Genomic DNA, 14,224 nt, shown 5'->3' with positions numbered 1-14,224 from the left:
TCTATCTCCTTTTCATTTCTCCTTTGAAATGCCTGCCGACGTAAAAGTTGCCATTTCTTTTAGCATTAAAGTGGCTGACTGTAGAATCGGAAAGGCAACTGCCGCCCCGCTCCCTTCCCCTAAACGCATACCTAAATCAAGGATAGGTTTCTTTCCTAATAACTGAAGAGCTATTTCGTGTCCCGGTTCAACGGACCGATGCCCGGCGATCATATAATCCCCTGCGAGTGTGCAAATCTCCTTGGCCAATAGTGCTGATACTGTACAAATAAAGCCATCTAAAAGAATCGGAACCCGATTTGCAGCTCCCGCTAACATGGCACCTGTCATTCCTGCAATTTCCAAACCGCCCACTTTTGCCAAAATGTCAATTGGATCGTTCCGGTCAGGTTTCCTCTCCTTTAACGCACGGGAAATTACTTTTTGCTTATGAATGATTTTTTCGGAAGCGATTCCTGTCCCCACACCTACAAGTGCACTGATATCTTGTCCGCTTAAAACAGCAAGGATGGCACTGCTTGGAGTGGTATTGCCGATCCCCATTTCGCCAAGAATGAGACACCTGCTTCCCTGCCGGATCATTCTTTCAGCCCGCTCATAGCCAACCGCAATCGCGTTTTCGGCTTCTTCTCTAGTCATTGCATCTTGTTTACAAAAATTAGCCGTGCCGTAACGAACTTTTCGGTTTACCACACCGTCAGCCTCAATATCAGCTGCAACGCCGATATCGACAACCTCAAAAGCTGCACCAATTTGCCTGCTAAAGACATTAATGCCAGCACCATTGTCTAAAAAGTTCAGCACCATTTGCACGGTAACTTCTTGAGGAAAAGCTGATACACCTTCTTCGACCACACCATGGTCAGCAGCAAATACCATAACCCCGGGCGGTGACACGACAGGAAAAGCTTCTGATGTTATTTCAGCCAACCTAATCGCCATCTCCTCTAACCTTCCTAAACTCCCTGGTGGTTTCGTTAATGTCTCAATGTACTCCCGGACCTTTTTTCCCTTTTCTTTATCTAACGGCTGAATCTCAGCTAGTGCCTTATTCATTGCATAATCCTCCTTTTTTGAAATTCCTTCATTTTTTGTTCAATCAAATCAAGCTTTACATGTCCTCTTACATGGTCCGCTAACCGATCAAATGACTCTTCGCGTAATTGGTTAAACGAAACCCGTTGCTGAATCGGAGCCAGTCCCTTTGTATGACGAATCTGATTGAGCAGTTCCCCGCGAAATTCATCATTATGAAAAATCCCATGAAAATATGTACCGATTATTTTTTCATCTGCCGTTTTGCAGCCGTCTGTCCGGCCCTTTGTTTCAATCAGTCCCTTACAGCCTCCATCCACCTCCGTTTCCCCCATATGAATTTCATAACCTGTCACGCTAAAGCTTTTTCCGTAAAGCTCAAGCATCCCATCTGATAGTACAGTCGTCTTTTCCTTTGTTATGGTCGTCTGGATTGGCAGCAAGTGAAGTCCTTCCATTGCTTGGTGTTGGGACTCCATCGCAAACGGGTCTTGGATTTCTTCACCGAGCATTTGATACCCACCACATATTCCAACGATCACTGACTGTTTCTTTTGTCGTAATTCCACTATTTTTGGCGCTAATCCGCTTTTCCGTAAAAATAGCATATCTTCGCTTGTATTTTTGCTTCCAGGCAAAATAACTAAATCTGGATTCTGTAATTGTTCTGCTTTTGTGATAAATCGGACATGACAATCAGACTCGGCAAAAAATGGATCAACATCGGTAAAATTGGAGATTCTCGGATACTGGATGACCGCAATATCCAATTCTTTTTCTGGATTAGGAATAGCTGTATATTGATTTAAAATCACAGAATCCTCAGCATCTATATTTAAATTCTTCATATAGGGGATCACACCGAGAACCGGTTTTCCGGTATACTCCTCAAGCCACGTTAATCCGGATTCTAAAAGTCGAACATCTCCCCGGAACTTGTTGATGATCACACCAATCACCCGGTCACGGTCCTCTGGTTCCATTAGCTGCAGCGTACCTACTAAACTTGCAAAAACCCCGCCTTTTTCAATATCACCAATCAAAATGACGGGTGCATTGGCCATTCTTGCGACGCGCATATTGACTAATTCGCGGTCATTCAGATTTATTTCGGCAGGACTGCCAGCCCCTTCAATGACAATTCGTTCGTAGTTTTCTGAGAGAATAGCAAGGGATTCTTGAATGAGCTCTAAACCTGTTAGAAAAAATTCCTTCCTATAAATACCGGCTTCCATGTTTTTATACGGTTTTCCATGGACAACAATTTGAGATTCGTTCAAGCTGTTCGGCTTGATTAAAATCGGATTCATATCGGTTGTTGCTTGAATGCCGGCCGCTTCCGCCTGTACTCCTTGGGCTCTTCCTATTTCTTTTCCATTAACAGTAATATAAGAATTCAACGCCATATTTTGTGATTTGAATGGAGCCGTTTTGTGTCCATCCTGTACGAAAATACGACAAAAAGCCGTTACCAAAACACTTTTGCCGACATCAGAATTCGTTCCTTGAAACATGATGGGGAGCGCTTTAGCCATTTGCCTGCCACTCCTTACATTTCTTGATCCAATTTTCAACCATTCCCGGGCACGAGCCAAAATGAAAGTGAGTATAACCGGCGATTAAATTTCCTTTCATAAAACCTTCTTGTTTAAACCCGCGCATGCCCTTTGTTTGATAAGCAGGTTGAATCTCTGTTTTTGGATGAAAGGTAGAATAGTGGAATTCATGACCTCTAGCTTTCAGATCCCCATTTAATAGGAAATTTCCTTCTTCTGCTGTTATTTCGCGATAGCCTAAAGCAGCAAGCTTTGTTTGCATTTTCACCCTGCCAGGAATGATGCCAACCATTTCATATCTCTTTTCATCTGTGGTTTCAATCGATTCGGTTAAAAACATAAAACCGCCGCATTCAGCCAATGTTGGCAGGCCTTTTTCAATCGCTGTCCGAATAGAGTCCTTTACCCCGCTTTGCTCAGCAAGCTCTTCTGCAAATTCCTCAGGAAATCCCCCACCGATATATAAACCATCAACATGATCCGGTAAAGCTTCACCCTTTAACGGGGAAAACTCAACGAGCTCTGCACCAAAAGCTTCTAACATTTCAAAATTTTCCTGATAATAAAAGTTAAAGGCAGCATCTCTTGCAACTGCAATTCGTACCGCTTTCTTTTCTCTTCTCGTAAACTGGGATTCTTGAATCTCAAGAGGAGAAGCCTTTGCAAGATCAAAAATGGTATCAACATCTATTGTTTCAAGGATTAAATCACCAAGCTGATCAAAAAACGGATCAAGCTCGCCCCTTTCTATAGATGGAATCAATCCTAAATGCCGTTCAGGAATGGTAAGCTGTCGATCTTTTTTCAAATATCCAATAACCGGAATGCCGCACTCTTGTTCAATCGCCGTTTTGACGATTTTAAAATGTCCCTCGCTCCCAACCGAATTGGCAATCACACCGACAATCTTAGCTTCTTTTAAAAATACTTGAAATCCCTTAACAATCGCGGCTGCGCTCCGAGCCATGCTGGCACAATTCACAACGAGAACTACTGGACTTTCCGTGATAATACTGATTTCTGCTGTTGAGCCATTATTATTCGTTGGATCTTTTCCATCAAAGAATCCCATTACCCCTTCAATAATGGAAATATCAGCACCTTCACTACCACGGCTAACAATCTCTTTTACCATTTCGTGATTCAGCATCCAGCTGTCAATGTTTCTGGAAACTCTGCCGGTAACAGCTGTATGGTAGGTTGGGTCAATATAATCCGGACCGCATTTAAAGCCTTGAACGGTATAGCCCTTTTTCCTTAAAGCTGACATCAGCCCGATCGTGATGGTTGTTTTTCCAACACCGCTGCCTGTACCTGCAATCACAAGTCTGCGATCTGCCATGCTATTTCCCCCTCAATATGGAATGACCGCGACTGATATCGTGACATTTCCTGATTTTTTTTTGACTAGCTCCATTTTTTCCGCTCCGCTGTACAACAGCGCGGCCGGCTCACTGACACCATACGCGCCTGTATATTTAAAAACCGTCTCCGAGGGTGCTTCGATTGCTACCGAATTCAGTTCCTCAGGTGTATAGCAGACAAACTCCCAATCGTGTTTATTTACGACTTCAATTAACCCTGCTTCATCTTTTTTTAGATCGATCGTACAAAGTGCCTTGACACTTTTGCTAGAAAAGTGTAATTCCTCCAAGGTTTCGTTTATTACTGTCTCAATTTCCTCTGAAGATGTACCGCGGTTGCAGCCCATTCCAAGGACAATCACCTTCGGCCGATATAACACCCCATTATGTAAAATTATTTTTTCCTGTTCCGCTAAATTTCGATGGGTAATTACAAGACTAGCGGTAGACTTCTCCGAGAGTGCTTCTGCAATAGACGGATATACCTTTATATTTTCCGGAAGCGGGCGGCCGTAATGCCACCATTCCTTTTCCCCTGACTCCTGGATGACCGCAATCTTTTCTTCATTTACAACAGCAGCGCTCACAGGCGTCAGTTTTTCTGCTGAGTCCCATACCCAGCCAAACCGCTTGCCAAATATATCAACCGTAATGGTTTCTTGTACATCCGAAGCCGTAGTAATAACAGGGCGTGCCTTTAGAACGGCAGCTACTTCTTTCGTTAATTCATTCGCTCCCCCAATATGGCCTGACAGGACGCTGATCACATGTTCTCCTTTATCATCAACGACAACAACACCTGGATCTGTTTTTTTATCCTTTAATAGTGGAGCGATCATTCGAACAACGGCTCCGAGGGAAATAATAATGATAATCCCCTTGTAGGCTTCAAAAAGAGCCGGCAGAAGGAGGCGGACACTTCCGGTGAACAATTGAATGTCTTTCTCTCCTTCATCCCCTTTTTCAAATTTACTCATATAATACACATCTGCATTTTGAAAAAAATGCCCCAGCTTTCGGGCAAGCTCTACGCCATGCTTTGTAATGGCCACGACGGCATAATCACCGTTCTGCTGGATGACAGCCTTTTGCTTTTCTTGAAGCTCGATCATTCAGCTTCCACCCCCCGACGGAATCCGTGGGTAAATGTTTTATCGTATAGCTTGGATCGGTAGTTTTGGTCACCAATGTTTTCATCGAGTGCCCATCCGGCCAAAATCATCGCTTGTTTCCGGATGCCATTTACGCGCATATCTCCATCTAAATGTTCCAATGTGGTCCGGACAATTTTTTGATCCGGCCATGAGGCTTTATAGACGACAGCCACTGGCGTATCCTTGCTCCAGCCGGCCTCGGTCAGTTCCTTAACAAGCTTTTTCGTTAAAGTCGCACTTAGGAAAAGAGCAATCGTACAATGATGTTTCGCTAAATCGGCCAACTTTTCAAATTCCGGTACCGGCGTTCTCCCCTCGGCTCTTGTTAAAATCACCGTTTGGGTTAAATCTGGAATCGTCAGCTCGGCCTGTGCCGCCGCAGCTGCTGCAAACACGGAGCTGACTCCGGGAACGATCTCCACGTCAATTTCTTGCTTTTTCAAAAGAACGATTTGCTCCATGATTGCACCATATACAGCTGGGTCTCCGGTGTGAATGCGAACGACCTTTTGTCCTTGCCGGATTCGGTCAACCATAATGTCAACCATTTGCTCTAAGTGCATGCCTGCTGTCTTCATCACTTCCGCTCCCGGTTTCGCCTTTTCAATCAGTTCTTCGTTCACAAGCGAATCGGCATAAAGAACAACATCTGCTTCCTGAAGATGTTTAAGGCCTTTTACCGTGATTAAATCCGGATCTCCAGGTCCAGCACCAATAATATACAGCTTCATTTTCTCACCACCATTAACGTTAAGTATTCAAGCTCTGCTCCCTCAAGCTCGTCAGCCCGCCAAATAATCTCCTCATCCGATGTAACCTTCGTTACGACCGAAGCCTTATGCAGCAAATCCAAGTCACGTAAAATCTCCAGCATTAAATCGATCACTTTCGCTACTTTAATAAAAATAACACAATCATTGTCTTCAATTACTTTTTTCATTGTTTCATAGTCATCCCGCGCCGGAACAATGGCCACATGCTCATCACCATCTGCTAGAGGAATACCAAGCCTTGCAGCGGCTCCATTAATGGAAGAAATTCCTGGGACTACTTCAATCGGCACCTCCGGATGATCCTCCTGCATCAGGCGCATCATATGAATAAAGGTACTGTAAAGAAGCGGATCTCCTTCTGTTACAAAGGCAACATCCTTTCCTTCCTGCAGCTTTCCCCATACACTTTCGACTGTTTCATTCCATTTTCGGTCCAATGCAGCCGGATCCTTTGTCATCGGAAACACAAGACCCAGCATTTCCTTTTCGTTCGGCTGAAAATAGACATCAATAATTCGCTGAGCATAGCTTTTGCTGCCTTTTTGTTTCTTTGGATAAGCAATAACAGGTGATTCTTTTAATTTTCGAAATGCCTTCACCGTTATTAGCTCTGGGTCCCCTGGTCCAACTCCCAAGCCGTATAATGTACCAAACATATTTATTCCCCTTTCAGACACTGTGCTTCAATAATATAAATAGGATTTAAGGCATCAAATCTTGTAAGATTTAAGATTGGCTTACTTCTTGAAATTTGGGCAAGTGTAATATTCGTTTTAAATCCCCGCTCCTTAAATGCGGAGATCGCCTCTGAAAGATTTTCTATCGTCACTGCATTTAACACAATCCGTCCTCCTTCATTCAAGCGGCCGCAGCAAATATCCAAAATTTCTCCCATCCCGCCAGCAGTCCCGCCAATAAAGACAGCATCCGGGTCTGGAAACGTGTCTAATCCTTCTGGTGCTTTCCCGTGAATAAGCGAGGCATCGACACGGAATTTTGCTAAATTTTGTTTGCAGTTTTCCAGGTCTCCCTCATTCTTCTCAATTGCAAAGACCTGCCCTTCGCTGGCTATTTTCGCGGCTTCAATCGCGACTGAACCAGTGCAAGTGCCAATATCCCAAACAATACTGTCTTCCTTTAAACGAAGAGCACTGATGCTCAATGTTCGAATTTCTTTTTTTGTAATTAAGCCTTTATCCGGCTTGCGCTGAAAAAACTCCTGATCGTCAATCCCGATTGACCATCGCGGACTTTCTCCTGTTTTCTTCAAAATAACAACATTAAGCGGTGAAAAATGGGCATCTTTCATTTCCTCGAGGCTCAGCCAGCGGCAACTTTCGTTGTTACCGCCTAGGTTCTCGCCAACAAATGCCTGGTATTCGGTCATACCAAACGAAAGCAAGTACTCGGCAATTTTGTTCGGCGAATTTTCTGTATCTGTTAACAACGCAACTTTCTCTTTTCCATCTATGCGCTGTGCCAACCCTTTCATACTTCTGCCATGGACGCTTGTAAAGTAAGCATCCTGCCATCGCTCGCCCATTTTGGCAAATGCAAGCTGGACTGAGCTTAAATATGGATATATTTCCACATCGATTTTAGAAGATAAGTAGCTTCCGATTCCAAAAAACAATGGGTCACCAGATGCCAAAACGACAACGTTTTTTGTCTCGGTCTGCAATCGTTCAACAAGCAGGGAAAGCCCGCCCTCAATAGCCATTTTTTCTCCCTGGTAATCGGGGAAAAAAGAAAGCTGCCGTTTTCCTCCTATTAAGAGTTCACTTTCATAAATCCACTTTTCATAGAGGGGAAGCAGGCTTAATTTCCCTTCCGCCCCAATGCCAATCATTTTAATTGATGCCACACTCTCGCACCGCCATTCCTAAAAATTCCCCCTTCATTGTATATAAAGAGGTGTCGACTATGATCCCACCATCTACTTCCTTTACCGCAGCGAGACAGCAGGCAGCGCTAAGCTTTTCAAAAAAATTGTGATACCCCTGTGACATCATCATGTCACCCACCTGTGACGCTGTATTCGCAGTTTTTATTTCCTCGATAAGAACAGAATTTGCTCCTGAACTGCTTGCAATATCCGCTAAAAACCCAAAATCAACAGGAGCACTTTTCGAGTGCACCATCATAGTTCCCATAGCTACCTTTGAAAATTTCCCCATCATGCCGACCATTGAAACTCTTTTCACACCTTGTTTTTTGCACTGTTTCAACGTAAAGCCGACGAAGTCTCCCATTTCCACAAATGCTTCTTCTGGGAGCTCTGAAAATTGCTTCATGGCGCATTTTTCACTTCGCCCGCCGGTTGTAATGACAATTTGGTCACAGCCGCTTGCCCTGGCTACACTAATCGCTTCAATAATACTGGCTTTATAGGCTGCTGTGGAAAAAGGAGTGACAATGCCGCGGGTGCCCAGGATCGAAATTCCGCCAATAATCCCCAGACGGCCATTTAGCGTTTTTTTCGCAATTTCTTCACCATCCGGTACCGAAATCACGATTTTTATCCCTTTTTTGATTCCGTGTTCCTGTAAAACTTCTTCGGCTGTCTCATGTATCATTTTACGGGGTACTGGATTAATTGCCGCCTCCCCAACAGGAACCGGCAGACCTTTCTTCGTCACCCGGCCAACACCTACTCCTCCATCAAGGACGATCCCTGGCTGATCCGACCAGGAAACAGTTGACACGATTAGTGCCCCATGGGTGGCATCCGGGTCATCACCCGCGTCCTTTATGATTCCTGCTATTGCCACTACTTCAGTAATCTCACAACTTACAATTTGAAAACTGGCAAACCGCTTTGCCGGTAAATAAATGGTTGCTTCTGTTTGGGATTCCCCTGTAATTAAAGCTGTCAGTGCAGCCTTTGTCGCAGCTGTTGCACAGGCCCCTGTCGTATATCCTTCTCTCAGCTTTCCTTTTGGTACTTCCTGCATGTCCTACACCCGGTCTGCAAGAATAGATATCGCATTTAATGCGGCAACAGTAATGGTACTGCCGCCTTTTCTTCCAATATTTGTGATAAACGGAATGTCAAGCTTGGCTAATTCTGCTTTTGATTCAGCCGCTGAAACGAAACCAACCGGCAGGCCAATAACAAGACCCGGTTTGGCTTCTCCTTCTTTAATAAGACGGATTAGCTCAAGTAACGCTGTTGGTGCATTCCCGATCGCAAATATTCCGCCATCCGCATCCTTTACCGCCTTTCTCATCGAAATGATCGCCCGGGTAGTATTTAATCGTTTTGCTTCTTGCATAACATCCGGATCTGAAATATACACTTTGATTTCTCCACCATGCTTTTCAATTCGTGCTTTGTTTGCGCCAACCTGAACCATTTGCACATCTGCGACTACTTTTTTTCCGCTGCGAATGGCCTGAATTCCTGCTTGTACCGCCTCAGGATGAAAGAGGACACTTTTTCCCAATTCAAAGTCTGCAGAGGCATGAATGATACGCTGCACAATGGGATATTGCTCATCCGTAAAGGAATGCTCACCAATTTCTTCATTAATCATTTCAAAACTTCTTCCTTCTATTTGTTCGGGCTGAACGGTTACCGGTTTAAATTCAGTATGAAAATCCATTATTCTCACTCCTTATTTCATTGAATGTTGGTTAAATACGGATGGCACATTTTTATTTAAGTCCTGAATCACATCCGAAAAATTTGAATATACGGTTCCATAATTGATTTTTGGGCGGCCAATCAGAATGATTTCTATCCCAAGATCCATTGCTGCTTCAACCTTTTGATCAACAGAGCCAACCTTGCCGCTCTCCTTTGTAATCATTAAAGTCACGCCATATTGATTGTAAAGGGCTTGATCAAACCCCTTGGTAAACGGACCTTGAATGGCAACAATATTTTTCTGCGGAAAGCCAAGCTGTTCGCATTTTTCCATATTATCAACGCGAGGCAGCATCCGAGCAATCAGGCGAATGTTTGGGTTCTCTAATAACCTCTCCGTAAAAACCTGCAAGGTCTTGCTTCCCGTCGTCAGCATTACAACCCCGCTTTTTGTGGCTGCGATCTCTGCTGCTTCCGCGTAGCTTTCAACCACCTTCAGTTTTTCATATTGAAAGCTTTGGGACTCACGTTCGTATCGGATATAATGAACCTTCGCTGTTTTTGCAGCCCTTATGGCATTTTTAGATGCTTCTTCCGCAAATGGATGACTTGCATCGACAATGACCTGAATTCCTTTTACTTTGATCAAATTTACCATTTCTTCATCCGTCAATCGGCCGGCCAGTACAGGAATACCCTCCTGTTTCAACTCATCCGCAGCATTTTCAGTTACAACGGTTGCCAAGAGTCTGAAACCGGCTTTCTTGATTTCTGATGCTAGTGCCCGTGCATCACTTGTACCGGCTAATACTAAAATCATCTTTCATCACCTGCATTCTGCCCTGCGTGTTCATGATGTTGGTGATGATCATGATCATGATCATGGTCGTGCTCGTGATCATGGTGGTGATGATGGACATGTTCCATTGCGTTCAGACGATATTGGCATGTATCACAATTCATCTTTACCTCATCACGCAATGCTTCTTCCACACGTTCTTTTAAAATCGTTTGCAATCTAGGATGATAGCCAAAATAGCCTGCCAATTTAAATTCAATGCTGGAATATTGATTTTGGAATGAATCCATCATCGCCTCTAACCGTTTTATTAAAATGCCAGTGAACAAAAAGTAAGGCAAAATAATGACTTTCTTTGCTCCGAGCTTCAAGCATCGCTCGATTCCTTCATTCACAAGGGGATCAGTGACCCCCATAAACGCAGGTTCTACTATTTTAAAGTTTGTTTTTTCCCAAAGTAATCTAGCAATCTTGTATAAATCACTATTAGCATCCGGATCGCTTCCGCCACGCCCTAACAGAAGGACAGCTGTATCAGGATCTGGATGATCCAAGTTTTCCGCGATTTCTGTTAATCTTGTTTTTAGGATTTCTAATGTTTCCTCATGAACGCCAATTGGCCGACCATAGGTAAACTTTACTAATGGATATTGTTTTTTTGCCTCATCGATGGCAGCTGGAATATGAATTTTGGAATGCCCAGCTTGCAGGAGCATAATGGGAATAAGGATAATATGGTCGGCCCCTTTCTCGACACATACATCAATCCCCTGATTAACGGTTGGTCTTTCAAATTCTAAAAAACACGTCTGAACGAGTATAGTTTCGTCCCAATTCCCTCTCATTGCTTCAATAAATTGACGAACTTGATCATTTCCTTCACGATCTTTACTCCCATGGCCAACAAATAGAATTGCTTTCAATCTGTTTCCTCCCCTTTGTTAAACTACAAATCTTGTTTAAAGAGTAGCCTCGTTTAATCTCTCATTCCCAAAATAAATTAATCCCCGCATACCGCTTCTTCAATTTTTATTTTTGGTGTGATATCTTGATACGTAAAACCTTGAACCTGCTTTACACGCTTAAAGAATTTATAAAAGCGTTCATTAGGATAGGCTTTCTCCTTGTATTCTTGGACAATCCGCTCGACAACCCCGACAATATGGTCAGGTGCAATTCCTTCCGCAACGATTTGACCTGGATGTGCATTTCTCCCGGCTGTCTTTGCTCCTAAAAATAAATCAAACGCTCCTTTACGGTACACAATACCAATATCTTCTTTTACAGCTCCATAGCATGCCATGCCACAGCCGTTAACACCAAGTTTTAATTCCTTAGGAAGTTCCATCCCTCCAAGCCTTTCCTGCAGCTTTTCGGCATACGGAATTGCATCTTTCTTGTCACCGTCGCAAAAATCGCAGGCTTTCACGGTTAAAACATCTCCAATCGGAGAAATCAAAAAGTTTGCTTCTGCTAATTTTTTCACTATTTCATCAGGCTTTGAGGTTAAAATTTGAAGCTTTATAGCATGGTCTTGGGTGTATTCCATCACGCCCTCTTCTCCGGCTACTTCCGCAAGAGTGATCATCTGTTTCGGTGTAAACTTTTTATTCGCAACACCAGGACTAACCGAAAGTTCAAAAATCGATTGAATCGGCTGTTTCACGATTAAATTCTTAGAGTATCCTTTGCTTGTTCCAAGAATCATTTGCAATGCTGCTTCTGCCAGCTCTCTCGGAGATTCTTTTCCTGTTTCTGCGGTTGCATTCACCTTAAAGGCGGCTGTTTGAATCTCCATCGGTACCAAATCGTGAGCTTGTTCCAGCGCCCATGGTTCTGCTTCCTTCTGTAAACGCTGATGCGGTTTTAATGACTGTACTGCTTGATTTAATGTATATTTCCGTTGGTATCCGCGCGGTGTAATCATTAAACCATCGTATAAAAAGGTTGAAGAGTTTCCAATTAAAACAGTCGTTAACATCCCAATTTCTTGATCAAGCATCTCCTTTAAATTGGTGATAACCACTTTTTGGCTATCGCGATACGCACTCTTCACTAACCCTACCGGCGTTTCCGGAGAACGATATTTTAAGAGAATTCTTTGTGCTTCTTCAATTTGTCTTGTTCTTCTCCCGCTTTTTGGATTGTAGAGAGCAATGACAAAATCAGCCTGAGCAGCAGCTTCTATTCTTGTTTCGATTAATTCCCATGGTGTTAAATGGTCACTTAAACTAATCGTACATGAGTCATGCATGACGGGCGCGCCCAATAAAGCTGCACAGGAGTTGATCGCGGAAATTCCAGGGATGATCTCGACTTCTACCCCTGAAGCTTGTTCCCACCCTTTTTCAATCAATACTTCATACACGAGACCGGCCATTCCATACACACCGGCATCACCACTAGAAATCACTGCTACGTTTTTTCCTTGTTCCGCCTGTTTTACTGCCTCCTGGGCACGGCTCACTTCTTCCGTCATCCCTGTGCTAACAATTTGCTGCCCGTTTATTAATTCCTCAATCAACTCTACATACGTTTTATAACCAATGATCATGTCACTCTCTTGGATTGCTTCTCTTGCACGTTCAGTAATATGTTTGTGTCCTCCTGGACCAAAACCAATAACAAGCAGCTTTCCTTTCATGTCAAACCCTACCTTTCCAAAATTCAAAGAGTATCGAGATCCACAGCCCTATACAGTAATTACGATGATACACTCCCACTTAACGGTTTCGTTACTCCTTCTACACAGTCTGTTTTTTCGGGCGGCATAAAGCCCTCTTTTTCATATTGATAAATGACGTTGTCTTCTAGGATGCTGCCACTCGCTAAATGCTGCTGTACAATTTTGCTGCCAACTTCCTGAGTCACTTCCTTGTACCAAGTTCCTTCCGGATAGACTATAACAACAGGAGCATCCTTACATCTTCCATTGCAGCGAGTTCTTGTTGTATGGATCATTGTGTCTAAATCCAAATGAGTAATTTCATTGCGAATTGCCTGTGTTGCCTCTTCTCCTCCCTTTCGCATGCAGCTGCTTCCGTTGCAAATGAAAACGTGGTGCTTCGTGCCTATTAAATTCCAAGTAGTCATAAAAACCTCTCCCCCTCTTATTTATGAAAAAAAGCACCCCTACAAAAGTAGGGGTGCAGTGTAGATATAAATACATAATTACAAATTAATAATTGCATTTATTCAGCACTTCCACCTATACGCCCGTAGGTTAAAATGAAGTATTAGGTCAAGGCAGGTCTCCTGACTTAGGATCATCGTTCCATTGCGTCTTCCCAAAAAATTCAGTGACATTTGCAATGGAACTCCTCAATACAGTGGCGGGTACCGTGACGGATTTTCACCGTTCTTCCCTTTTAAGCGCATTTACTTCCTTTTATGCGCGCCTTTTCCTAATCATATTCAATTGGATGATAAGCTTGTTTCTTTATTCATGCTATGTTAATACAGAGTAAGTTAGAATCATTTAAATCCATTTATTTGTTGGAACAAACGCAAAAAATCCGTTCAACAGGAGTTGAACGGATAAAACGTCAGCGGGTGAGAAGTAAAAGTAGACATACTTTTTATCGCAAACGTCCCATCTTCTCAACCCCCGAAGAAATAGAAACTTTAAAAGCTAAGACAGGTCTCCTGACTTGTGTATCTTCCTACTCTAGACCCTTCCGGTATTTAGCACATTTATTAGCAATATACTTATACAGTGGTTTGTCTATTTCGTCCACACTTACAGTTGCGGGGACAGCTCTGGTCTTTCACCAGATTCCCTATTAAGCCGATTGGCATCTTAACCTTTATGTTTATAAAAATATTAATTTTCAATTAACTGTTTAATAACAAATTAAATACTACGCTAACAATGATCATTTATCAAGAGGAATTGTTCTCTTTTATTTCTGAAGCAAACCCAAACTAGGTAAAGAGACTATTGAGTTACGCCAC

The 14,224-nt window shown here is 43.1% G+C and carries 13 protein-coding genes and 2 riboswitches; all 13 genes read right to left on the bottom strand.

The genetic code is table 11. The annotated features are described in order from the left end of the window. Window positions 1-12: 12 nt before the first annotated feature. The 13 genes from cobT to JN080_RS09360 all read right to left on the bottom strand — a co-directional run bounded on the left by cobT (window position 13) and on the right by JN080_RS09360 (window position 13,363). Window positions 13-1,056: a nicotinate-nucleotide--dimethylbenzimidazole phosphoribosyltransferase gene (gene cobT, locus JN080_RS09420; RefSeq protein ID WP_256235705.1), complete on the bottom strand. Its 1,044-nt coding sequence runs from the start codon at window positions 1,054-1,056 to the stop codon at window positions 13-15. Next, window positions 1,053-2,570 (bottom strand): cobyric acid synthase, encoded by a 1,518-nt coding sequence (locus JN080_RS09415; protein WP_256235704.1) that lies wholly within the window; start codon window positions 2,568-2,570, stop codon window positions 1,053-1,055. The genes cobT and JN080_RS09415 overlap by 4 nt, the downstream gene beginning before the upstream one ends. Further along, a complete protein-coding gene (locus JN080_RS09410) occupies window positions 2,563-3,933 on the bottom strand; it encodes a cobyrinic acid a,c-diamide synthase CobB (RefSeq protein WP_256235703.1) in 1,371 nt (456 codons plus the stop codon). Before JN080_RS09410 ends, JN080_RS09415 begins: the two co-directional genes overlap by 8 nt. A gap of 12 nt (window positions 3,934-3,945) precedes the next feature. Beyond that, window positions 3,946-5,067, bottom strand: coding sequence for a cobalt-precorrin 5A hydrolase (locus JN080_RS09405; RefSeq protein ID WP_256235702.1), 1,122 nt, complete (start codon window positions 5,065-5,067; stop codon window positions 3,946-3,948). Next, window positions 5,064-5,840: a precorrin-4 C(11)-methyltransferase gene (cobM, locus tag JN080_RS09400; RefSeq protein ID WP_256235701.1), complete on the bottom strand. Its 777-nt coding sequence runs from the start codon at window positions 5,838-5,840 to the stop codon at window positions 5,064-5,066. The genes JN080_RS09405 and cobM overlap by 4 nt, the downstream gene beginning before the upstream one ends. Further along, complete coding sequence (gene cobI, locus JN080_RS09395; protein WP_256235700.1) at window positions 5,837-6,538, bottom strand: precorrin-2 C(20)-methyltransferase; 702 nt, start codon at window positions 6,536-6,538, stop codon at window positions 5,837-5,839. Before cobI ends, cobM begins: the two co-directional genes overlap by 4 nt. Before the next feature lie 2 nt (window positions 6,539-6,540). Further along, complete coding sequence (gene cbiE, locus JN080_RS09390; RefSeq protein WP_305473898.1) at window positions 6,541-7,731, bottom strand: precorrin-6y C5,15-methyltransferase (decarboxylating) subunit CbiE; 1,191 nt, start codon at window positions 7,729-7,731, stop codon at window positions 6,541-6,543. 1 nt (window position 7,732) lies between these two features. After that, on the bottom strand, window positions 7,733-8,836 hold the full coding sequence (locus JN080_RS09385) for a cobalt-precorrin-5B (C(1))-methyltransferase (RefSeq protein ID WP_256235697.1): 1,104 nt from the start codon (window positions 8,834-8,836) through the stop codon (window positions 7,733-7,735). Window positions 8,837-8,839: 3 nt separating this feature from the next. Next, on the bottom strand, window positions 8,840-9,487 hold the full coding sequence (locus tag JN080_RS09380) for a precorrin-8X methylmutase (protein ID WP_256235696.1): 648 nt from the start codon (window positions 9,485-9,487) through the stop codon (window positions 8,840-8,842). Window positions 9,488-9,499: 12 nt separating this feature from the next. Further along, window positions 9,500-10,291 (bottom strand): precorrin-6A reductase, encoded by a 792-nt coding sequence (gene cobK, locus JN080_RS09375; protein ID WP_256235695.1) that lies wholly within the window; start codon window positions 10,289-10,291, stop codon window positions 9,500-9,502. Continuing rightward, window positions 10,288-11,193 carry a sirohydrochlorin chelatase gene (locus tag JN080_RS09370; protein ID WP_256235694.1) on the bottom strand — a complete coding sequence of 302 codons (906 nt, stop codon included), beginning with the start codon at window positions 11,191-11,193 and terminating at the stop codon, window positions 10,288-10,290. Before JN080_RS09370 ends, cobK begins: the two co-directional genes overlap by 4 nt. Window positions 11,194-11,270: 77 nt before the next feature. After that, on the bottom strand, window positions 11,271-12,914 hold the full coding sequence (cobJ, locus tag JN080_RS09365) for a precorrin-3B C(17)-methyltransferase (RefSeq protein WP_256235693.1): 1,644 nt from the start codon (window positions 12,912-12,914) through the stop codon (window positions 11,271-11,273). 59 nt (window positions 12,915-12,973) lie between these two features. Further along, on the bottom strand, window positions 12,974-13,363 hold the full coding sequence (locus JN080_RS09360; RefSeq protein WP_256235692.1) for a (2Fe-2S) ferredoxin domain-containing protein: 390 nt from the start codon (window positions 13,361-13,363) through the stop codon (window positions 12,974-12,976). 135 nt (window positions 13,364-13,498) lie between these two features. Continuing rightward, window positions 13,499-13,687, bottom strand: a riboswitch (cobalamin riboswitch). 201 nt (window positions 13,688-13,888) lie between these two features. Then, window positions 13,889-14,087: riboswitch (cobalamin riboswitch) on the bottom strand. Window positions 14,088-14,224: the final 137 nt, after the last annotated feature.

The sequence above is a fragment of the Bacillus sp. EB600 genome (assembly GCF_024494385.1).
Taxonomy (GTDB): Bacteria; Bacillota; Bacilli; order Bacillales; family Cytobacillaceae; genus JAEVLT01.
The sequence above is the reverse complement of the archived record's forward strand: the minus strand, read 5'-3'. Positions and strand labels throughout refer to the sequence as shown.